Genomic DNA, 21,978 nt, shown 5'->3' with positions numbered 1-21,978 from the left:
AAGCTTAGAGCCGAACGCCGTGAGAGGCGAGTGCGATCGCGACTAGGCGGCGGGGGCTGGAGCGGGCGCGGTCGCCAGGGCCGGACCGCTGAACTCGCTTTCGATCGTGACCTGGACCTCGTCGCTGACGCCCATGGTCGTGCCGGGCGCGGGCACGCCGTAGGCGATGCCGAAGTCCGAGCGCTTGAACGTCCCCTTGGCCGAGAAGCCGACGCGGGCGTGCGGGTCCATCGGGTGACCGGCATAGCCGCCGTTATAGGTGACATCCAGGGTCACCGGCTTGGTGACGCCGTGCAAGGTCAGGTCGCCGGTCACCTTGCCGGTATCGGGACCCGTGGTCTCGACCTTGGTCGACTTGAAGGTGATGGCCGGATAGGTCGCGGTGTTCAGCCACTGCGCGCCGGTCAGTTCGGCCAGGAAGCCCTCGGGCGGGCTGGGAATGGTCAGCGACTTGGGATCGATCGTCGCTTCCAGCGCGCTGACGCCGGCGTTGTTCTGATCGAACTTCAGCTTGGCGTCGAAGCTGCCGAAGGCGGCGGTGTAGTTCGAAAAGCCCAGGTGGCTGACGCGGAACACCAGCGTCGAGTGGGCCTTGTCCAGCGTGTAGTCGCCCGCCGGAATGTCGGCCTTGGGCGGCTTGGGCGCGGTCGCCGTCGGCGCGGCGGCGGCGGGCGCCTCGGCCTTCTTCTCGGCGGTCTGCGGCGAACAGGCGGCCAGGGCCAGCAACGCCACGACAGGCAGAACAGACTTCATACGCTTCCCTCCGAAAGAGCCGGTCTCACGCGCCGGCGTTCTGGCGGAAGCGAGCGCGCCCCCACACTGACTGGACGTCAACGTGGGGGCGCGGTGGAGGTTGCGGAAGGGGGGCGCCCTTACGCGGCCATGAACATGTCGGCGGTCACCAGGGACGAGTCGACGTTCTTGAGCTGCACGGCCTGGGTGAACTCGTGGATGACCCAAGTGTCATTGCCCACGCCCAGCACCAGGTACTCCGGGACCTTCAAGGCGCCGCTCTGATATTGGGCCATGATCGCTTGGAGGTTCAGCTCGGCCAAGCTCGCATTGGCGGCCTGACCGATGTTCAGGATGCCGGGCGTAATGCCCGTCCCGCCGCGCGCTTCGAACACCAGCTTGTCGCCGGCGCCGAAATCCATGACCACGTCGGCGGTCGTCAGTTGCAGGTCGTGCGTGTCGAAGACGCTATCCGCGGCGTTGAACTTGAACGTGTCGTTGCCCGCGCCGCCGAACAGGACATCCCGGCCCTGGCCGCCGATGATCACGTCGTCGCCGCCATAGCCGTAGATTACGTCCGCCGAGGCGCCGCCGACCAAGAGGTTGGCTTCGCCGTCGCCCACCGGCAGGAAGTTGTCGATGCTGATCTTGTCCAGCGTGGTGTTGGCCAGCTTGACGACATTCTCAATGGCGCCGTTCGCCGCACCGCTGGGGGCGGCGAAGACATAGACGTCCGCTCCGACCTGCAGGGCCAGGTACGACAGATGCTGCGACGCCATGATCTGCGGCGCCGTCGTCGCGGCCGCCTGCCAGCTGGTCGCGGTCTGCTCGGCGTAGTGGATGACCTCACTGTGCGGGCCGAACACCAACTTATCGGTGACTTCCCAGTCGGTGATCACGTCGACGCCCACGTCGCTGGTCGTCGACCACACGGTATCGCCCTTGGCGAAGACGAAGCGGTCGGCATTGCCGCCGCCGGTCAGCGTGTCGGCGCCCTTGCCACCGACGATCGTGTCCTCGCTCCAGCCGCCGCTGATCGTGTCGTTGCCCTCGAACCCGCGCAGATAGTCAGCGCCGTTCGTGCCGGTCAGGTTGTCGATCCGCAGCGTCCCGCCCCAGGGCTGGAGCGCCATCATGTTGAGCGAGACGACCTTGTCGCCGTCCATGATGATCATGCGTTGCCCATCGGCGCTCAGCTGGACGCGATCCCCGAACCAGTTGCTGACGTTGCTATAGGGCTTCCAGTCGATGGCCGGGTCGTTGGGGATGGCGTAGACCTCTTCCAAGGTCCAGGTCGAGGTCTCGACGTCCAGGATCTTGCCGCCCGACAGGTCGACGATGAACAGGTGCTTCCCGTCGGCGCTAAAATCCATCCCGTAGATGTTGGCGGCGGGCGTGTCGCCCGCCAGCATCGGGATGTAGTCCACCAGGTTCACCTGATAGTCCAACTCGCCATCGTACACATGCACCAGGCCGGGATAGATCCACTGGGCGATCTTCGAGCCGTCGCCCGAAATGGCCTGGATCCCGGCGTTGAAGCCCTGCACGCCGTCGTCGTATCCATTGTGACGGACCACGACACCACCGCCCGCCTCCAGGATGAACAGCGGCCCGTCGGAGATGTTCGTCGGCGCCAGCAGCACCCCCTTATGGTCGTCGGTCACCGACATCGCGCCGCTCTGGGCATAGTTCGCCGTGCCGCGCGTGAAGGTTCCCGTCACCGGGTCCAGCGTCGTGATCGGCGTGAAGCCGGAACCGTCGTAGCTCTGGGTGAGCAGGATCTTGCCGTCGTTGGTGAACGCCGCATCCATGAACGTGCGGTCGTAGCCGGTGGCGGTCGTCGAATAGTCTTTGACCGTGCCGGTCTGCAGATCGACCACATGGACCTTGATGGTCGCCTTGTAGTCCCACTGTTCGCCCGAGGCGCCTTCCAGGAGACCTTCGGTGATCGCCAGGTAGCGCCCGTCCGGCGAGACATCCATGCCGCCCAACGCGCTGCCGACCAGGATATCGGCGCGAACCTGACCAGAGACCGTGTCGATGGCCAGGACGTGACCTTGGCCGGTCGTGACATAGGCCGTGCCGCCGTCCGCCGAGAGGATCGCATCCTTGATACCGGAGGCCGAGGTCACCAGGGTCCGCGACGCCAGCAGGCCGTCGACCGTCGCCGTGGTGTCCGACGACGACAATGTCACGGTCTTGTCGGAGAACTTCAGCTTCTCGATGTTCAGCAGGGTGTCGATGCCGTCGAGGCCCTTCACCGTCCAGGTCCCGTTGGCGTTCTTGGTCCAGGTGTAGTCGGTCGTCGCGCCGGTGAAGATCGCGGTGTCGACGCCCGCGCCGCCATCTAGGATGTCGTTGCCGCCAGCGCCTTGTAGGGTGTTGTCCTTAGCGTCGCCGATCAGGATATCGGCCATGCCGGAACCCTTGACGCCTTCGAAATTGATCAAGGTGTCGAGGCCGCCAGTCCTGGTGTCCTGCGGGCCGGTCTTGGACAGATCGACCCGAACCCCCGGGGAATTCTCGTATGAGACGACGTCGAAGCCCGCGCCGCCGTCCAGGATGTCGTCGCCGCCCGCGCCGCCATTGATCTCGTTGGCGCCAGCATCCCCCGTCAGGCGGTCGTTGCCGTAGCCGCCCGCGAGCTTCTCGATGTTCTGCACGACCATGTGGACGCCGGGCGCGATCACCTGATCGCCGGTGTTCGCCAGGTTCAAGGTGATGTCGGAAACCGACGAGAACGTGAGCGAGTCAAAACCCGCGCCGCCATCGACAGTCGTCGCGGCGCCCTCGCTGCCCGGCCCGGTCCAAACGATGATCTGGTCGTCGCCCGCGCCGCCCAGCAGCATGTCGCTGGGTTTGCGGTAGCTGCCGCGCAGGACGTCGTTGCCGTCGCCGCCGTCCAGGGTGTCGTTGCCGCCGATCCCGAAGATCACGTCGTCGCCCGCGTCGCCGTACAGATAATTCTCGGCGTCGTTACCGACGATGTAGTCGTTATAGGCCGAGCCCATCGCCGCCTCGACCGAGATGATCGTGTCGACGCCGTCCGGGATCGGGATCTGCGGGGCCGGAGCGCCCGACAGGTTGATGGTCACGCCCTTGTCGCTGAACGCGTAGTCGACCGTGTCCCAGCCCGCGCCGCCGTCAATGACGTTGACGCCATTACCGCCCGACAGGTGGTCGTCGCCCGCGCCGCCGTACAGCTTGTCGTTGCCGTCCGAGCCCCACAGGTAGTTGTCCTTGGCGTCGCCGGTCAGGACGTCGTCGAACTTGCTCCCGTACAGCAGCTCGACGCCGGTGATGGTGTCCTTGCCCGCGCCGATGGTGTCCTGGGCCGTGGTCTTGTTCAGGTCGACGGTGACGCCGGCCGTGGCGTTCTCGTACGAGCTCCAGTCGTCGCCGGCGCCGCCCTTGATGATGTCGTCGCCCGCGCCGCCGACCATGTAGTCGTCGCCGTCGCCGCCATCCAGGACGTCATTGCCCGCGTCGCCCCACAGGGTGTCGTTGCCCTTGCCGCCGCTGATCGTGTCGTTGCCGGCGTCGCCGACCAGCATGTTGTCCTTGGCGTCGCCCGTCAGCGTGTCGTTGTAGGCCGAGCCGTAGACGTTCTCGATGCTGGTCAGCTTGTCCGTGCCGCCACCGACGGTGTTCTGCGTGCCGGTGATGTTCAGGTCGACCTTCACGCCGGCCGTGGCGTCCTCGTAGGCCGCCCAGTCGTTGCCGTCGCCGCCGTCGATCGTGTCGTTGCCCGCGCCGCCCAGCAGGTAGTCGTCACCCGCGCCGCCTTGCAGAGTGTCGTTGCCGTCGTGTCCAGCCAGGACGTCGTCACCCGCCAGGCCCTTCAGCGTATCGTTGCCGCCGAAGCCGTAGATCGTATCGCTGTCCGCGCCGCCCGTAAGGGTTTCGGCGTTTTGCGTGCCTTGCAGATCCATCGTCGAACTTCCCCAAACCTGAACACAACCGAAGCGTGACCTAGGGTCTGCAAGGGCGGCGCCGAACCGCTTTCAGCGTTTTGGGGAGAATTAACGAAGAAACCGGTCGCCCAAGGCGCGAACCGTGCCGCTTCGGCACATGCAGCCCTTAGACAGCAAGGGTTTCATCCACAGGTTGGCGCATTTCGAGAATGGGCGTGGCGCGCGATATTCGGCCTTTTTGGACCATCGCGACGCCACGCGTTGAAGTGGAGTTACAGCCCCAGGATCGAACCGGCGTCGATCGAGGAGAGGTTGGCGCCGGTCAGGACGATCAGCGCGTCATAGCCCGTCCCCTCATCGCCCAGGTCGGCATAGAGGAGGACATCGCCGCCCGCTTGCACCGCCACGTAGCGGACGCCTTCGCCCGCGAACAGCGACGCCAGGGCCACCGGGCTGGGGGCTTCAAGCTCGGCGTAGTTGGTCGCTGAGCCGGACGGGCCGTCCAGGAATTGGATGTGATCCTCGGCGATGAAGTCGACGATCGTATCCGGCGTCGAGGGCAGGCTTTCGGCCGTTGCGAACACGAAGGTGTCCGCCCCAGCGCCGCCGTTCAACACATCCTGTCCCTCGCCGCCACGAAGCTCGTCCGCGCCATCGCCGCCGAGCAGCACGTCGTCGCCGGCCGCGCCATACAGCCAGTCGTCGCCCTCATTGCCCGCCAACCGGTTGGCGCCGGCGTCGCCATGGAAGGAGTCGGCCAGCTGCGTGCCGAGGATGTTCTCGACGTTGGAGAGCGTCAGCACGACGCCAGGGGCGATGGTCTGGGTCGCCTTGCCCAGGTCGACGAAGACCCCGGTCGGGAAGCTTCCGATACCCGAGGCGGTGAAGGCCAGGGTGTCGACATCCGCCCCGCCGTCGACAACGCGGGTGGTGGCGTAGTTCGACACCTCAAGGAAGTCGTTGCCCGCGCCTCCCAGCATGGTGTCGTTGGAGTTGCCGCTCTGAAGCGTGTCGTTGCCGTCGCCCCCGATCATGACCGAGCCGGAAGACGCAGCGCCGAAAGGCCAACCGGTCGAGATCAGATCATTACCGTCGCCGCCGTCCAGCACGTCGGCGCCGCCCTTGCCCTCGATCATATCGTTGCCCGCGCCGCCGCGGATGTAGTTGTCGCCGGTGCTGCCGACGATCCAGTCCTGGCCATCCGAGCCAACCGCATTCTCGATGGAGGTCAGGGTGTCTTGAGTCTCGATCCCCCAGGGGCCGAAGACTGCCACGCTCTGGTTCAAGAGGTTGATGAGGAGTTGGCCGGAGGCGACTACGCCCTCATAGCTGACCGTGTCGTTGCCAGCCCCGCCATCAATGACATTCTTGCCTGCGCCGCCGTTCAGATAGTCGTCGCCATCTCCGCCACGCAATGTGTCATTACCGTCGCGACCGTACAGCTGGTCGTCTCCCGCGCCGCCGCTCAGCACATTGTGATTGGCGTCGCCGATCAGGGTGTCGCCGGCGTTGCTGCCGGTCAGGTTCTCGACGTTGCTGATCGTCATCTCCACGCCCGCGGCGACCATCTGGCCGCCGGCCCTGTTCAAGTCGACGGCGACGCCGGTGGTGAAGCTCTTGAAGATGTCGTCGGTGAAGAACAGCGTGTCCACGCCCGTCCCGCCGTCGACGACGCGGGTGGTCGCGTAGTTCCTGACGCTCAGGCTGTCATTGCCAGCCCCGCCCAGCATGGTGTCGTTGGAATTGCCGCTGCCGAGGCTGTCGTCGCCTTCGCCGCCGATCATCAGCGAGCCCGCCTGGGTCGGATCGAAGTAGCTGTCCGTGGAGATCGCGTCGTTGCCGTCGCCGCCATCCAGTACGTCGGCGCCGCCCTTGCCTTCCAGCTTGTCGTCGCCCTTGCCGCCATAGAGCTTGTTGTCGCCCAGCGTGCCGACCATCCAGTCCACGCCCGTCGAGCCGATGGCATTCTCGATCGAGACGAGTTTGTCCGTCCATGGGCTAGGGGTTGGGCCGAGCTCCCAGGCCGAGCCGCCCAGATGGATCATCAGAAAGCTGGCGGCCGGCGCCGGATCGGCGTCCTCGTAGCTGACCGTGTCCTCGCCCGCGCCGCCGTCCAGCGTATCGCTGCCGGCCCCGCCGATCAGCAGGTCGTCGCCCTCGCCGCCTTGCAGGCTGTCATTGCCGCCCAGGCCCAGGATGGTGTCCGCGTCGGCCGTGCCGACCAGGATGTCGTCGCCTTCGGTTCCCGTCAGATACATGCGTAGACCTCCAGCCCCCGGATGGGGCGGAGGCATTGGCGATCAACCCAAGATCGTTCTCAAGTGAATTTTTCGCGCTCAGGACGATAATTATAAATCGCAACCCTGAGTTAACTCCGCCGTCGGATCAAAACAGCACGCCCTTGGCCAGCAGGGCGTGGACGCCCTTCTCGCCATTGACGGTTTGGGTCACCCGGAAGTCCACGGCCAGGGAACAGAACTGATAGGCCTGGACGCGGGTCAGGCTGGTGCGGGCGGTGATGAAGTCGATGGTCTGGCGCAGGGCCTGCTTCATGGCCAGGTCCAGATCCTCGTTGAAGCCCATCAGGATGTAGTGGGTCGGCGTCTCGGCGCGGGGCCATACGAAGCTCGCGACCCCAGCGGCTTGTTTGTGCAGGACGAAGGTGAAGGTCCCCGTCAGCCCCATCTCCAGCGCATTGACGCAGACCTCGCCGTCGCCCTGGCGGCCATGGCCGTCGCCGACCGAGAAGTTGGCGCCCGGGACCCAGACCGGCAGGTACAGGGTAGCGCCGGCGGTGAGTTCCTTGTTGTCCATGTTGCCGCCGTGCTCGCGCGGTTCGCGGCTGGAGAGGCGGCCGTACTTGGCCGGCGGCGCGACGCCCATGGTGCCGAAGAACGGGGCAAGCGGCAGCTGCGGCCCCCACTCCGGCTTGCAGACGCCCCGCGCCTTGTCGACGGCGATGTGACTGACATAGCGGTCGGGGAAATCCTCGGGCAGCGTCCCAGCCAACGGCCGGACAGCGCAATAACCCCAGTCGTTATTGGGTTCGATCGCCCCGATCCGCACCTCCAGCATGTCGCCCGGCTCGGCGCCGGCGATGGCCACGGGGCCGGTCAGGATATGCGGGCCGATGCGGGCCGGATTGCTGTCGTGGATCGCCTGCAGCGCGGCCGGCACTGCATAGGGCGAGCCGGGCGGCGGCATCACCTCGGTCCCGCCCGAGACGCACTCGAAGGTGACGCTGTCGCCGGGGTTCACGGTCAGCACGGGATCGAAGCCTGCGTCGAACATGCCGAAGCGGACGGTGTCGGGGGCCGAGGCCAGTCGGTGATGCGCCATCAAGTAAGCCTTTCCTTACATGAGCATCTCGCGCCGACAGTGGCGCGGACCCAAGGCTTGGCGCGTTGATGGACAGCGGATCCCCCTCGCCTGCTCTTCCCGCAGGCGATCCGCGTTGTAAGTGACGCTGGCTTGAGCGCCTTGCCATTCCGGGCCAAGCGGGACTGGCGTGTTTGACGAACCCCGGTGTATGAAGTTTTTTCTTACTTATGGAGTCGAGACCGCATGGCTCTGGACGCGGAAACGCAAGGCTTTCTGGGCCTGAAGGACGTCGAGATCGGTCCCTGGACCGCCGCGCGCGCCGCCGAGCGCGACCTGGTCATCCCGTCCGCCATCCTGCCTGGCGTCATCGACAACATCGCCCTGCTGCGCACCCAGACCAGCCTGTTCGTCTCGGCGCTGGAAGAGGCCGCCGGCGAAGCTCCTGAGGCGTTCGAACCATGAGCTTCTGCAGCGTCGTCGAGATCGCCGGCGAGGTCCGCGCCGGCCGTGTCACCGCCCGGTCCGTGACCGAGGCCACCCTCTCGCGCATCGCCCGGCTGGATGGCGCGATCAACGCCTTCACCGCCGTCACCGCCGAACGCGCCCTGGCCCAGGCGGACGCGGTCGACGCGGGACAAGTGACCGGACCGCTGGCCGGCGTGCCGTTCGCGGTGAAGAACCTTTTCGACATCGAGGGCCGGTCGACCATCGCCGGCTCCAGGATCCGCCGCAACGCCGCCCCGCCTTCGCACGATGCGACGCTGGTCCAGCGCCTCACCGCCGCCGGCGCCATCCTGGTCGGCGCGCTGAACATGGACGAGTTCGCCTATGGTTTCGTCACCGAGAACGCCCATGACGGGCCGGTCCATAACCCGCACGATCCGACGCGGATCGCCGGCGGCTCATCGGGCGGCTCGGCGGCGGCCGTGGCGGCTGGCCTGGTTCCCCTGACCCTGGGCTCGGACACCAACGGCTCGATCCGCATCCCGGCGGGCCTGTGTGGCGTGTTCGGCCTCAAGCCTACCTATGGCCGCCTGTCGCGCCAGGGCGTCTTCCCGTTCGTCGAGAGCCTGGACCATGTCGGCCCCTTCGCACGGTCGGTCGAGGACCTGGCCCTGGCCTATGACGTCATGCAGGGCGCCGATCCTACCGGCGACCACATCTGTGTGCGTGAGGCCGAGCCGCTGTCGGCCCGGCTCGACGCTCTGGCCGAGCAGCCCTTGCGCGTCGGCGTACTGGGCGGCTGGTTCCAACAGGGCGCGTTCCCGGAGGTGCTGGATGCCCTGGGCCGCGTCGCCGTGGCGCTGAAGGCCGACGACCTGGTCCAGCTGCCCGGCGCGGCCGCCGCCCGCGCCGCCGCCTTCAGCCTGACCGCCTTTGAAGGCGGGCAACTGCACCACGACGACCTGGCCGGCCGCGCCATGGACTACGACCCCGCCGTCCGCGACCGCCTGCTGGCCGGGGCCTTGCTGCCCGAGGGCGTGCACCGCGCGGCCCAGCGCTATCGCACCGTCTTCCGCGACCAGGTGCGCGAGGCCTTCCAGCGCTACGACATCCTGCTGGCGCCCGCCTCGGTGTGCCCCGCCCCGCCGATCGGTCAGGCGACCATGGAGGTGGACGGCGTGCCGGTCTCGGTGCGCAAGAACCTGGGCGCCTACACCCAGCCGATCAGCTATATCGGCCTGCCGGTCCTGGCCGCGCCGGTGAACCGTCCGGGCCAGTTGCCGATCGGCGTGCAGATCATCGCCCCGGCCTGGCGCGAGGACCTGGCCTTCGCCGCCGCCCTGCGCCTGCAGCGCGAGGGGGTCGTGGCCGCCCATGCTCCGAAAGGCGCCCTATGATCGTCAACGATCCCGCCGTGCTGGCCGAGGTCACCGCCCTGGTCGACGCCTATGAGGCGGCGCTGATGGGCAACGACGTCGAGGCGCTGGACGGCGCCTTCTGGAACTCGCCCCACACGGTGCGGCTGGGCGTGGCCGAGAACCTGTGGGGCTTTGACGAAATCGCCGCCTTCCGCGTCGGCCGCGCCGGCGGCTCGCCGCCCCGCACGCGGCTGCGGACGGAGATCACCACCTTTGGATCGGACTTCGCCGTGGCCAATGTCGCGTTCCGCCGCGACGACACCGGCAAGATCGGCCGCCAGAGCCAGACCTGGATCCGCACCGAGGACGGCTGGAAGGTCGCTTGCGCCCACGTGTCCCTGATGCAGGGCGGGAGCGATCAACGCCTCGCTTCAGACCAAGAAAAGCGCTAGAGCCCGCCAATGACGACCAAGATCATTTTCGACACCGACCCCGGCATCGACGACGCGATGGCCCTGCTGTTCATCGAGGCGAGCCCCGCCCTCGACCTGATCGCGGTGACGACCATCTTCGGCAATTCCGACATCGAGACCACGACGCGCAACGCGCTGTACTTGAAGGACCGTTTCGGCCTGAAGGCGCCGGTCTACAAGGGGACCGACAAGCCGCTGACCCGCCCCCGCAACCCGTCGCCGACCTTCGTGCACGGGATCAACGGCCTGGGCGATGTCGAACTGACGGGCCAGGTCCCCGCCCAGCCGGAAGCCAAGCCGGCCCACCAGGCGATCATCGACCTGGCCCGCCAGTATCCGGGCGAGGTGGTGCTGTGCGCCGTCGGTCCGCTGACCAACCTGGCCTTGGCGCTGCAGGCCGATCCGGAAGTCGCGACGCTGCTCAAGTCGGTCGTCATCATGGGCGGCGCGTTCGGCGTGGCTGGCAAGCCGGGCAACGTGACGCCCGTCGCCGAGGCCAATATCTGGAACGATCCGGAAGCGGCGGACCAGGTGTTCACGGCGCCGTGGGCGCTCACTGCGGTGAGCCTGGACGTGACCACCCAGGTGGTGATGTCGCCGGAATTCATGGAGGCGCTCGCGGCTGGCGGTTCGGACGCCGGCGGCTTCCTGAACGAAATTTCGAAGCCGTACGCGGCGTTCTATGGTGGTCGTGACGGCATCGTCGGCTGCTGCGTGCACGATGCGGCCGCGGTGGCGTTCGTGATCGATCCGACGCTGTTTGAAGTGCGCCGTGGGGCGGTGCGGGTGGTGACCGAAGGGATCACTCTGGGCCAAACCTGCCAGAGCCCTGAGGGGGAGCTGTTCGGGCCGTCGGCGTGGGATGACATGCCGGTGCAGGCGGCGACGATCGCGGTGGATGGGGAGCGGCTGCTGAAGCTCTATGCGGACACGATGAAGGCGGCGCACGGGTAAGGCCCCTCCACCGCCGTTCGGCGGTCCCCCTCCCCCAAAGGGGGAGGAGAGATCTCTGCCAATTCAGGCGGGGCGGTGAATTTCCTCCGCCCCGCTTGGGGGCGGACAGACCTCGCGCAGCGAGGTCAGGTGGGGGCCTGTGCTGAGTCCCGCCGATACCGCTCCACCCCGGCCAAATACGTCCGCGCCACCACCCGGTCATCGCCCAGCACCGTCAGCGCGAACAGCTTGTTCTCCAGGCTCTTGGTCTCCGCCAACCGCCGCGCCAGCAGCGGCGTCGCGGCCAGGTCCAGCACCACGAAGTCGGCTTCCTTGCCCGGCTCCAGATTGCCGATCATCCCATCCAGATCCAGCGCCCGCGCCCCGCCCAGAGTCGCCAGGTACAGCGCGTGGAACGGATCCAGCGCGTCGCCCCGCAGCTGCCCCACCTTGTAGGCCTCGCCCAGGGTGTGGAGGATCGAGAAGCTGGTGCCGGCCCCGACATCGGTGCCCATGCCGACTTTCACGCCGTGCGAGCAGGCTTCCTCCAGCGGGAACAGGCCCGAGCCCAGGAACAGGTTCGAGGTCGGGCAGAACGCCACCGCCCCGCCCTTGGCCGCCAGGCGCTGGAAGGCCTCACCCTTCAGGTGGACGCAGTGGGCGAAGACCGAGCGCTGGCGCAGCAGGCCAAAGCGGTCATAGACGTCCAGATAGTCCTTGGCCTTGGGGAACAGCCGGGCCGTTTCCTTGATCTCGTGAACGTTCTCCGACAGGTGCGTCTGCATCCAGACGTCGGGATGCCGGGCCAGCAGCTCGCCGGCCATGGCCAGCTGGGCGTCGCTGCAGCTGATCGCGAAGCGCGGGGTCACCGCGTAGCCCAGGCGGCCCTTGCCGTGCCAGTCGGCGATCAGCTGCTCCATGTCGGCGCGGCTGCTCTCGACCGTGTCGGTCAGGCCCTCGGGCGCATTGCGGTCCATTAGCGACTTGCCGGCGATCAGGCGCATGTCGCGGTCGAAGGCCTCGGCGAACAGCGCGTCGACCGAGACCTTGTGCACCGAGCCGAACACTAGGGCCGTCGTCGTGCCATTGCGCAGCAGCTCGTCGAGGAAAAACGCCGCCGTATCCGCCGCGTGCTTGGGATCGGCGAAGGCCGCCTCGGCCGGGAAGGTGTGCTGCTCCAGCCAGTCCAAGAGCTGCTTGCCGTGGGCGGCAATGATGTCGACCTGCGGGAAGTGGATATGGGTGTCGATGAAGCCCGGCGTGATCAGATGGCCGGTCAGGTCGTGCAGCTCGGCCTGGCCCAGCCACGGCGATAGCTCGGCATATTCGCCGCAGCCGACCACGCGGCCGTCCTCGACCAGCAGCAGGCCGTCCTTGTGAAAGGCGACCGCGCCCTCCTCCGTCTTGGTGGGATCGTCCAGCAGGTGGAGGATCGACGCCCTATAAGCTTGCACTGGTGTTCTCGTCGTTACGGGCTCGCGCCGCTTCCTGGCGCATCAGAAGGTCGGCGGCGACCGAGACCGCGATCACCTCCGGCGCCTTGCTCTTCAAATGGGGCAGGCCAATGGGACAGGTCAGACGGGTCAGCACGGCCTCCGAGAAACCATCGTCGCGTAACCGGCTCATGAACCTGGCGCGCTTGGTCTTCGATCCGATGACGCCAAAGTACGAAAAACCCCCACCGGCCAGGCCCGCCGACACCAGCGCATAGTCCAGGGCATGGTCGTGGGTCAGCACCAGGCCGTAGGCGTCGGGACCCGCGCCCATGGCCTTGGCGGCGATCTCGGCCGGCTCCAGCACGGTGACGCCGGGGATGTCAGCGGTCTCGGGACGGCTGTCGTACCAAGACAGGCGGAAGGGCAGCGGCTCGAAAGCTTTCGCGATCGCCTGTCCCACATGGCCGGCGCCAAACAGCAGCAGCGGCGGGCGCGGGGCCTCCGCCCGCTCGACCATCACGTCGCCCAACTCGGGCCGCGCTCCGCGCGCGGTGGCGGGCGCAACGCCGAACGAGACGGCAGGTCCTTCGGCGTCGGTTGCCAGGATCGGCGCGACCACCTTGGTCAGCAGGCCTGGGTCGAAACGCGTGCGGACCTCGAACGGCTGGGCGGCGTCCATGCGCTTGGCGGCCTCGGTCAGCCAGTCGCGGCTGTTGTCGTTCAGGCGCTCCAGGAACAGGCGCACACGACCACCGCAGCACTGGGCCAGCAGCGGGCCAAGCGGATAGTCCTGGATCGCGAAGTGAGCCTGGCCGCCGTCCAGCATCCGCCGCGCCTGGTCGGCGACGCGGTATTCCAGATTGCCGCCGCCGATGGTGCCCGACTGCCCGCCGCGCCAGACCACCATCTTGGTCCCGGCCTCGCGGGGGGCCGAGCCTTCGGTCGCCAGGACCGTCACGAGCGCCGCTTCATCGTGCGCATCGAGCCGGGCCAGGGCGGCTCTCGCCCAATTCCGGCTCATGCCAAAGCCCCCCAACTCCGACTTCCTCGGCGAAAGCCGGGGCCCAGATTCATCCGGAGCATTTGGAGTGCTCGCGCCAACGATCGCCACCACACCCCGCCACGCTCATGGGCTCGATCTGGGCCCCGGCTTTCGCCGGGGAGAACGGAGAAGAGAAGCTCAGGCATTCTTTGCCCTCGTCCTCACATCCTCGCAGGCCATCAGGATCGCTTCCGGCGTCGCGGGCGCGTCCAGCTGCGGGAACACCGCATAGTCGCCGACGCTCGCCACCGCGTGGTTGATCGCCGAGTGCACCGAGATCGCCAGCATCAGCGGCGGCTCGCCGACGGCCTTGGAGCGGTGCACCGTCGCCTCGACATTGCGGCCGGCCTTCCAGAGCCGCACATCCAGATGCGCCGGGCGGTCACCGATGGTCGGGATCTTGTAGGTCGAGGGGGCATGGGTCCGCAGGCGGCCCTGGGCGTCGAAGACCAACTCCTCGGTCGTCAGCCAGCCCATGCCCTGGATGAAGCCGCCCTCGATCTGGCCCAGGTCGATGGCCGGATTCAGCGACTTGCCGACGTCGTGCAGAATGTCGGCGCGGGTGACCTTCATCTCGCCGGTCAGGGTGTCGATCAGCACCTCACTGCAGGCGGCGCCATAGGCGAAGTAGTAGAATGGCCGGCCTGTGTGGGTGGCGCGGTCGTAGTGGATCTTGGGCGTGGCGTAGTAGCCGGTCGAGGACAGCGACACCCGCGCCAGATAGGCCTGGCGAATGAAGGCGCCGAACTCGATGGTCTCGGTCCCGACGCGGACGCCGGCCGGGGTGAAGGCGACTTCGTCGGGCCCAACGCTCCACTTCTTGGCCGCGAATTCGACCAGGCGCCCCTTGATCGTCTCGGCCGCATTCAGCGCCGCCATGCCGTTCAGGTCCGCCCCCGACGACGCGGCGGTGGCCGAGGTGTTGGGCACCTTGTCGGTGACGGTCGAGGTGATCTTCACGCGCTCGATGCCGACCTGGAAGGCCTGGGCGACGATCTGGGCGATCTTGACGTTCAGCCCCTGCCCCATCTCGGTCCCGCCGTGGTTCAGCATGATCGAGCCGTCGACATAGAGATGGATCAGCGCGCCGGCCTGGTTCAGGAAGGTCGTCGTGAACGAGATGCCGAACTTCACCGGCGTCAGGGCGATGCCCTTCTTCAGCACCGGGCTCGAACGGTTGAATGCCTCGATCTCGCGGCGGCGGGTCTCGTAGGCGCACGAAGCGGCCAGCTCGTCGATCAGCTGCGGCGCGACATTGTCTTCCACCACCTGGTGGTAGGGCGTCAGGTTGCGCCCCTCGCCGCCATAAAGGTTGCGGCGGCGCACCTCCAGCGGGTCCAGACCCGTGGCGGCGGCCACGGCGTCCATCACCCGCTCGATGGCGATCATGCCCTGCGGTCCGCCAAAGCCCCGGAACGCGGTGTTCGACACCGTGTGCGTCCGATAGCGGTGCGAGACGATCTCGATGGCGGGCAGGAAGTAGGTGTTGTCGACGTGGAACATCGCCCGATCGTTGATCGCCATCGACAGGTCGGTTGTCGCCCCGCAGCGCGAGGCCAGCTCCAGCGACAGGCCCGTCAGCCGTCCATCATCATCGAAGCCGACGTCGTAGGCGGCCTCGAAGTCATGCCGCTTGCCGGTCATGACCATGTCCTCGTCGCGGTCTGGACGGGCCTTGGCCGGGCGGCCGGTCTTCACGGCGACCAGGGCGGCGGCGGCGGCGAACAGCGAGGCCTGAGTCTCCTTGCCGCCAAAGCCCCCGCCCATCCGGCGCACCTCGACCGTGACGCAGTGGTCGGGCCGCCCCAGCACGCGGGCGATCAGGTGCTGCACCTCGGTGGGATGCTGGGTCGAGGACCAGACGTGGACGTCGCCGTCCTCGCGCGGGGTGGCCAGGGCGATCTGCCCCTCGAGATAGAAGTGGTCCTGGCCGCCGATCGCGAACCTGCCCTGCACGCGCCGAGGAGACGTCGCGAGCGCGGCCCGAGCGTCGCCCCGCGCCATGCGCTGGCTGGCCTCGATTTTCAGGTCCATCGCTCGGGCGGAGGCGATGTCGATGGCGGCCGGCAGGTCCTCATACTCGACTACGGCCTTGGTCGCGGCGGCGCGGGCGGCGGCGATCGAGGTGGCGGCGACGGCGAACAGGCTCTGGCCTACGCAATAGACCTCATCCGCCGCGAACAGCTTGTCGTCGTGGATGACGGGGCTGACGTCGTTCTCGCCCGGGATGTCTTCGGCGCTCAGCACCAGCACCACGCCCGGCGCCGTCCGCACCGCCGACAGGTCCATGCGCGTGATCTTGGCGTGCGCCTTGGTGCTCATGCCGAAGGCCACGTGCAGCAGGCCGGCCGGTTCGGGCATATCGTCGATATAGACCGCCGAACCCGCCACGTGCCGGGCGGCGCTGTCATGCGGCAGGGCCGCGTGCACGCCTTGGAAAGGCGCGGTCTCGATCACCGGGGTTGTCGCGGCGGAGTCAGCCAAGAGCGCTCTCCGGGGTGACACGGGTTTCGACGTCCTGGCGCTCCAGGAACACCTTGCGCAGCATATTCCTCGCCGCCAGGGATCGGTAGGCCGCCGAGGCGCGCATGTCGTTCATCGGCGTATAGTCGCTATCGAGCGCGGCCATCGCCGCCTCGATGGTCGCCTCGGCCCAAGGCTTTCCAGCCAACGCCGCCTCGCAGGCCTTGGCCCGCTTGGGCGTGCCGGCCATGCCGCCGAACGCGATCCGCGCGTCGGTGACCACACCGTCCTCGACCGCCATGCAGAACGCCCCGCACACCGCCGAAATGTCCTGGTCGAACCGCTTGGACAGCTTGAAGACCTTGAAGATCCGGCCCGCGTCGAGCTTTGGAACGATCACCGTCTCGACGAATTCGCCCGGCCGGCGGTCCTGCTTGCCGTAGTCGAGGAAGAAGTCTTCCAGCGGCAGCTCGCGGCGCTCCGCGCCCCGGCGCAGAACCAGGGTCGCCCCCGCCGCGATCAGGGCCGGCGGCATGTCGCCGATCGGCGAGCCGTTGGCGATGTTGCCGCCGATCGTGCCGCTGTTGCGCACCTGGGTCGAGCCCAGCCGCCGCATCATCTGGCCCAGATCCGGATAGAGCTTCGCTACGGCCTCGATGGCGTCGACATAGCGAACGCCGGCGCCGATCCGCAGGCCCTCGGAGGTCTCCTCCAACGCCTTGAGCTCGGCGACCTCGGACACGCTGATCAGGGTCGGCAGCGGCTTGCGCAGCTTGGTCACCCACAGGCCGACATCGGTGGCCCCGGCCACGATGGTCGCGTCCGGATGCGCCAGATAGGCCTGCGCCAGTTCCTCGACCGTACGCGGCGACAGCCAGGTGCGCGTGACACCGTGGACCTCGTCCTCGAAGCTGAGGCTCAGCATGGTCTCGTCGCGCACGGCGGAGAGATCAACCACCGGCGCGGCCTCGGCCTCGACGCCCTTGGCCACCTCGATGATCGGGCCATAGCCCGTGCAGCGACACAGGTTCCCGGCCAGCACCTCGCCGACCGGCGCGGCCGCGCCCTTGGCCGCGATCGCGCGGCCGTACAGCGACATGACGATACCCGGCGTACAGAAGCCGCACTGCGAGCCGTGCTTCTCGACCATGGCCTGCTGCACGGCATGTAACTCGCCGCCTTTCGCCAGGGTCTCGACCGTCAGCAGCGCCTTGCCGTGCAGCATCGGCAGGAACTGGATGCAGCTGTTCACCGCCCGCCAGGCGACACCCTCGCCGTCGGCCTCGCCGACCAGCACCGTGCACGAGCCACAATCGCCCTCGGCGCAGCCTTCCTTGGTCCCGGTCCGGCGCATGGGACCGCGCAGATGCTCTAGCAGGGTCGTCGTTGGGTTGGCCCCTTTGACCTCCTGCACCTGGCCGTCCAGCAGAAAACGGATCGTCGCGCCCATCAGCTGCCCCGATAGGTGGAATAGCCGTACGGCGAGACCAGCAGCGGCACGTGCCAGTGCTGCGCGACATTCGAGACCGCGAAATCGATGACCACCACGTCCAGGAACGGCGGGTCCGTGACTGGCAGGCCGGACGCCTTGAAATGGTCGCCGATCGCGAACTCCAGGCGGTATCCGCCGACCTCCAGGGCCTCTCCGGCGATAAGCCGCGCACGCCCGTCGGCGTCCGTGCGGAATTCCGCCAGCAGATGGACGTTGCCGCCTTCGCGCCGCGACACTCGCACCACGACATCGGCCGCCGGTTTACCGGCCGCCTGGTCGAGAATGTGTGTCGTCAGTCCGCTCATGCTCCGCCCTCTGATCTCTGGACCCGAGTCGATCTCGGTCGCTCCGGGCGCCTTTGTCCAGCGCCTTGCCCCACACGGATCGCGCCGGAAGGCCTAGCGCCGAACAAGGGGGCGTAAGGCGCCCGAAGCGCAGGCATTATATAATAGATTTATTACTTGTGAGAGCCGTAAATCACCGTTCGCGCGGGCGCGAACTGGTACCGGTACCAAGAAAAAACGCCCGACAGGCGGCGAAGGGTTGGAATTGCAGGCCCAACCCCGCTAGCAAAGGCTTTGACGCTTCGCGCTCAGACGAAGCAGCAGAACGCGCCGCGCAGGCCGCCCAGAGGAACGATCGATGGACGAGGATTTCCGTAAAGCCGCCCTGGACTACCACCGTCTTCCGCGGCCCGGGAAACTGGCGATCGAAGCCACCAAGCGGATGGCCACCCAGCGTGACCTGGGCCTGGCCTACTCCCCCGGTGTCGCCGCCCCTTGCGAGGCCATCGCCGCCGATCCCGACACCGCCCGCGACTACACCGCGCGCGGCAACCTGGTGGCCGTGATTTCGAACGGCACCGCCGTGCTGGGCCTGGGCAATATCGGTCCGCTGGCCAGCAAGCCGGTGATGGAAGGCAAGGCCGTCCTCTTCAAGAAGTTCGCCGGCATCGACGTGTTCGACATCGAGGTCGACGCCGAAGATCCCGATCGCTTCATCGAGGTGGTGGCGGCGCTGGAGCCCACCTTCGGCGGCATCAATCTGGAAGACATCAAGGCCCCCGAGTGCTTCATCATCGAGCGCACCCTGCGCGAGCGGATGAACATCCCGGTCTTCCACGACGACCAGCACGGCACCGCCATCGTCTGCGCCGCCGCGGTCCGCAACGCCCTGCTCGTACAGGGCAAGACGCTGAAGGACGTCAAGCTGGTGACCTCGGGCGCCGGCGCGGCCGCCCTGGCCTGCGTCGACCTGCTGGTCTCGATGGGCCTGCCGGTCGAGAACGTCACCCTGACCGACATCAAGGGCGTCGTGTACGCCGGTCGCGACGACGACATGCTCGACAACATGGCCCGCTATGCGCGCCAGACCGACGCCCGCACCCTGGCCGAGGTGATCGCCGGCGCGGACATCTTCCTGGGCCTCTCGGCCCCGCGCGTCTTCAAGCCCGAATGGCTGCCGCTGCTGGCCCCCAATCCGCTGATCCTGGCCATGGCCAATCCCGAGCCGGAGATCCTGCCCGAGCTGGTCCAGGCCGCCCGCCCCGACGCCATCATGGCCACCGGCCGCAGCGACTACGCCAACCAGGTCAACAACGTCCTCTGCTTCCCGTTCATCTTCCGGGGCGCCCTGGACGTCGGCGCGTCCGAGATCAACGAGGCGATGAAGGTCGCGGCCGTCGAGGCCATCGCCGAGCTGGCCCGCGCCGAGGCCTCGGAAGTGGTGGCATCGGCCTATGGCGGCGTCGCGCCGATGTTCGGCGCGCAGTACATCATCCCCAAGCCCTTCGACCCGCGCCTGATCCTGCAGATCGCCCCGGCCGTGGCCAAGGCGGCCATGGACACCGGCGTCGCCACCCGGCCGATCGCCGACTTCGACGCCTATCGCCAGGAGCTGGAGCTGTTCGTCTACCGCTCGGGCCAGCTGATGCGGCCGGTGTTCGAGCGGGCCCGCAAGGCGCCCGTCAAGGTGGCCTATGCCGAGGGCGAGGACGAGCGCGTGCTGCGCGCCGTGCAGACCGTCGTCGACGAGGGCCTGGCCCTGCCCGTGCTGATCGGCCGCCGCGAGGTCATCAAGGCCCGTATCGCCGAGATGGGCCTGCGCCTGGACATCGGCGGCAAGGTCGAGATCGTCGACCCTCAGGCCGACAAGGACCTCTTCGCGCCGCTAGTCGCCGAGTATCAGGGCCTGGTCGGCCGCCGTGGCGTGCCCCCTTCCGCCGCCCAGCGCCGCGTCGAGGGCCGCCGCACGGTGGCCGCCTCGATGCTGCTGTCGTCGGGCTATGTCGAGGCCGCCCTGGTCGGCGGCAGCGGCGACTGGTGGCAGCACATGACCTATGTGCTGCCGATCATCCCGCGCCGCGAGAACGTCAGCCGCGTCTACGCCATGTCGTCGCTGATCCTGGACAACGGCACGCTGTTCTTCTGCGACACCCACGTCAATGTCGACCCGACCGCCGAGCAGATCGCCGAGTGCACCCAGCTGGCCGCCGAGGCCGTCCGCCGCTTTGGCCTGACGCCCAAGGCCGCCCTGCTCTCGCACTCCTCGTTCGGGGCCAGCAACTCGCCGACCGCCCGCAAGATGCGCGAGGCCTTGGCCATCCTGCGCGAGCAGGCGCCCGACCTCGAGGTCGACGGCGAGATGCACGCCGACGCCGCGCTCAGCCAGCACCTGCGCGAGCGCATGGTCGCCGACAGCCCGCTGAAGGGCTCGGCCAACCTGCTGGTCATGCCGACCCTGGACGCGGCCAATATCGGCCTGACCCTGCTCAGCGCCGCCACCGAAAGCCTGCTGGTCGGTCCGGTGCTGCTGGGCATGAGCAAGCCGGTGCACGCCTTGGTGCCCAGCGTCACGGCCCGCGGCATCGTCAACCTGACGGCTCTGGCGGTGAACCAGGCGGCCTCGGAACGGGCCCGTACGGAGGCCTGAGGGCTTCCCTCTCAGGCCTTATCCTGAACGCAAGAAGCCCCGCGACGTGCAAGCGTCAGCGGGGCTTTTCTTTAGCGCCTGGAGGGCTTTCTAACGGCTTCAAAAGCCCCTGCCCGGAATGCCAAGAGGCCCCGTCCGACACCTCAGTGTCGGCGAGGCCTCTCAAAAGTCTCTGAAAAGGCCGTCCCTCCGGGGCGGCCTTTTCCCTGGCGTCCTTAGAGGATGCGCAGGTTGCCGGCCGAGGTCTTGCCCGAGCGGCGGTCTTGTTCCAGCTCGTAGCCGACTTGCTGGCCTTCGTTCAGGCCACGCAGACCGGCGCGCTCAACGGCCGAGATGTGCACGAAGATGTCGCCACCGCCGTTGTCCGGCTGGATGAAGCCGAAGCCCTTGGTGGTGTTGAACCACTTCACGACGCCGGTGCCGCTTTCGCCGGTGCCGGCCGAGAAGCTGCCGCCGCCGCCACCGCGCGGGCCGTCGAAGCTGCGCGGGGGACGTGCGCCACCGCGGCCGCCACCGGCCGGGACAGCGCCCTGGCCCGTCACGCGCAGGTTGCCGGCCGAGGTCTTGCCCGAGCGGCGATCTTCTTCCAGCTCGTAGTTGACTTGATCACCTTCGTTCAGGCCCGCCAGGCCCGAGCGTTCAACCGCGGCGATGTGGACGAACACGTCCTGGCCGCCGTCCTCGGGCTGAATGAAGCCAAAGCCCTTGGCCGGGTTGAACCACTTAACGACACCGTTCGCCATATTATCCTCAAACACCTCAATCGACGGGCTGATAGTCGGCCCGCGTCTTCCGGACGGAAGTCATGACGCAAAACCGCGCCCTGCGCTATGGGCTTTGAACGGAGAATATCGACCGGAGGGCGGCGAAAAGCAGAAAAATTCGCGTTTGGGGCAGCGAGCGTTGCGCGAATGCCACTCTAAATTGCACGTACAGATACAAAAAATCCCCGACCGCAATCGGACGGGGTGCATATGAGCGCTCTAGACGCCTTGGGACCTTGGGTGCGGGGACAGGATTTGAACCTGTGACCTTCAGGTTATGAGCCTGACGAGCTACCGGGCTGCTCCACCCCGCGTCAGGGTGTTTGATTGTGATGCAGGGTTTTGGACTTGGGGTGTTGATATCCTTTTGGCGGACCTGGCGGCGACCTACTCTCCCGCGCCTTGAGACGAAGTACCATTGGCCCAGGGGGACTTAACGACCGAGTTCGGAATGGGATCGGGTGGGGAACCCCCGGCAAAGCCACCAGGTCAGCGAAAAGGATATCACTTGGCCCTGCTGAGGGGCCAAGGATTGTAAAGAAGACATCAGTGTCTGAAGTAGAGCCATGCGTGTTGCATGGGTTTGACTGAAGAACGATCAAGCCTATCGAGCTATTAGTACCGGTAAGCTCCATGCGTCACCGCACTTCCACACCCGGCCTATCAACGTGGTGG

15 protein-coding genes, 1 tRNA gene, 2 rRNA genes and 1 pseudogene are annotated in these 21,978 nt (G+C 67.3%); 5 read left to right on the top strand and 14 right to left on the bottom strand.

Annotated features, from left to right (window positions below):
* Positions 1 to 42: 42 nt before the first annotated feature.
* The 4 genes from J7528_RS19600 to J7528_RS19585 form a co-directional block, all read right to left on the bottom strand.
* Positions 43 to 753 (bottom strand): YceI family protein, encoded by a 711-nt coding sequence (locus J7528_RS19600; RefSeq protein ID WP_291877896.1) that lies wholly within the window; start codon positions 751 to 753, stop codon positions 43 to 45.
* 119 nt (positions 754 to 872) lie between these two features.
* Positions 873 to 4,664: a hypothetical protein gene (locus J7528_RS19595; protein ID WP_291877893.1), complete on the bottom strand. Its 3,792-nt coding sequence runs from the start codon at positions 4,662 to 4,664 to the stop codon at positions 873 to 875.
* A 254-nt stretch (positions 4,665 to 4,918) separates the two neighbouring features.
* Positions 4,919 to 6,904, bottom strand: a complete 1,986-nt coding sequence (locus J7528_RS19590) for a calcium-binding protein (protein WP_291877890.1) — start codon at positions 6,902 to 6,904, stop codon at positions 4,919 to 4,921.
* 127 nt (positions 6,905 to 7,031) lie between these two features.
* Positions 7,032 to 7,988, bottom strand: coding sequence for an acetamidase/formamidase family protein (locus J7528_RS19585; RefSeq protein WP_291877887.1), 957 nt, complete (start codon positions 7,986 to 7,988; stop codon positions 7,032 to 7,034).
* 222 nt (positions 7,989 to 8,210) lie between these two features.
* Here J7528_RS19585 and J7528_RS19580 point away from each other — a divergent pair, with 222 nt between their 5' ends.
* Genes J7528_RS19580 through J7528_RS19565 form a run of 4 tightly spaced genes read left to right on the top strand, consistent with a single transcriptional unit; the run spans position 8,211 to position 11,196 of the window.
* Entirely contained in the window at positions 8,211 to 8,429 is a 219-nt protein-coding gene (locus J7528_RS19580) for a hypothetical protein (protein WP_291877886.1), read from the top strand.
* The gene (locus tag J7528_RS19575; RefSeq protein WP_291877884.1) at positions 8,426 to 9,808 is read left to right on the top strand and encodes an AtzE family amidohydrolase; all 1,383 of its coding nucleotides are present in this window, start codon (positions 8,426 to 8,428) and stop codon (positions 9,806 to 9,808) included. The genes J7528_RS19580 and J7528_RS19575 overlap by 4 nt, the downstream gene beginning before the upstream one ends.
* Positions 9,805 to 10,221: an oxalurate catabolism protein HpxZ gene (gene hpxZ, locus J7528_RS19570; protein ID WP_291877883.1), complete on the top strand. Its 417-nt coding sequence runs from the start codon at positions 9,805 to 9,807 to the stop codon at positions 10,219 to 10,221. Before J7528_RS19575 ends, hpxZ begins: the two co-directional genes overlap by 4 nt.
* A 9-nt stretch (positions 10,222 to 10,230) precedes the next feature.
* On the top strand, positions 10,231 to 11,196 hold the full coding sequence (locus J7528_RS19565; protein WP_291877881.1) for a nucleoside hydrolase: 966 nt from the start codon (positions 10,231 to 10,233) through the stop codon (positions 11,194 to 11,196).
* Between the two features lie 125 nt (positions 11,197 to 11,321).
* Here the strand turns inward: J7528_RS19565 and guaD are convergent, their stop codons facing one another.
* The 5 genes from guaD to uraH all read right to left on the bottom strand — a co-directional run bounded on the left by guaD (position 11,322) and on the right by uraH (position 17,913).
* Positions 11,322 to 12,629: a guanine deaminase gene (guaD, locus tag J7528_RS19560; protein ID WP_291877879.1), complete on the bottom strand. Its 1,308-nt coding sequence runs from the start codon at positions 12,627 to 12,629 to the stop codon at positions 11,322 to 11,324.
* Positions 12,616 to 13,632, bottom strand: a complete 1,017-nt coding sequence (gene xdhC / locus J7528_RS19555; protein ID WP_291877877.1) for a xanthine dehydrogenase accessory protein XdhC — start codon at positions 13,630 to 13,632, stop codon at positions 12,616 to 12,618. The genes guaD and xdhC overlap by 14 nt, the downstream gene beginning before the upstream one ends.
* A 159-nt stretch (positions 13,633 to 13,791) precedes the next feature.
* On the bottom strand, positions 13,792 to 16,137 hold the full coding sequence (gene xdhB, locus J7528_RS19550) for a xanthine dehydrogenase molybdopterin binding subunit (RefSeq protein ID WP_291877875.1): 2,346 nt from the start codon (positions 16,135 to 16,137) through the stop codon (positions 13,792 to 13,794).
* Positions 16,130 to 17,566, bottom strand: coding sequence for a xanthine dehydrogenase small subunit (gene xdhA, locus J7528_RS19545; protein WP_291877874.1), 1,437 nt, complete (start codon positions 17,564 to 17,566; stop codon positions 16,130 to 16,132). Before xdhA ends, xdhB begins: the two co-directional genes overlap by 8 nt.
* Positions 17,566 to 17,913 (bottom strand): hydroxyisourate hydrolase, encoded by a 348-nt coding sequence (gene uraH, locus J7528_RS19540; RefSeq protein ID WP_291877872.1) that lies wholly within the window; start codon positions 17,911 to 17,913, stop codon positions 17,566 to 17,568. Before uraH ends, xdhA begins: the two co-directional genes overlap by 1 nt.
* Positions 17,914 to 18,250: 337 nt before the next feature.
* On the opposite strand from uraH, the gene J7528_RS19535 reads away from it, so the two are divergent.
* A complete protein-coding gene (locus J7528_RS19535) occupies positions 18,251 to 20,539 on the top strand; it encodes an NADP-dependent malic enzyme (protein ID WP_291877870.1) in 2,289 nt (762 codons plus the stop codon).
* 215 nt (positions 20,540 to 20,754) lie between these two features.
* On the opposite strand, the gene J7528_RS19530 is transcribed toward J7528_RS19535, so the two are convergent.
* The 5 genes and pseudogenes from J7528_RS19530 to J7528_RS19510 form a co-directional block, all read right to left on the bottom strand.
* Positions 20,755 to 20,949, bottom strand: coding sequence for a cold-shock protein (locus tag J7528_RS19530; protein ID WP_233206781.1), 195 nt, complete (start codon positions 20,947 to 20,949; stop codon positions 20,755 to 20,757).
* 129 nt (positions 20,950 to 21,078) lie between these two features.
* Positions 21,079 to 21,282, bottom strand: a pseudogene (locus J7528_RS19525) (cold-shock protein); the annotation flags it as partial.
* A 258-nt stretch (positions 21,283 to 21,540) separates the two neighbouring features.
* Positions 21,541 to 21,617, bottom strand: a tRNA-Met gene (locus tag J7528_RS19520).
* Between the two features lie 60 nt (positions 21,618 to 21,677).
* Positions 21,678 to 21,792 (bottom strand): 5S ribosomal RNA (gene rrf / locus J7528_RS19515).
* A gap of 105 nt (positions 21,793 to 21,897) precedes the next feature.
* Positions 21,898 to 21,978: ribosomal RNA gene (locus J7528_RS19510) — 23S ribosomal RNA — on the bottom strand; the annotation flags it as partial.

It is taken from the genome of Caulobacter sp. (assembly GCF_017744445.1).
Lineage (GTDB): Bacteria > Pseudomonadota > Alphaproteobacteria > Caulobacterales > Caulobacteraceae > Caulobacter.
The sequence above is the reverse complement of the archived record's forward strand: the minus strand, read 5'-3'. Positions and strand labels throughout refer to the sequence as shown.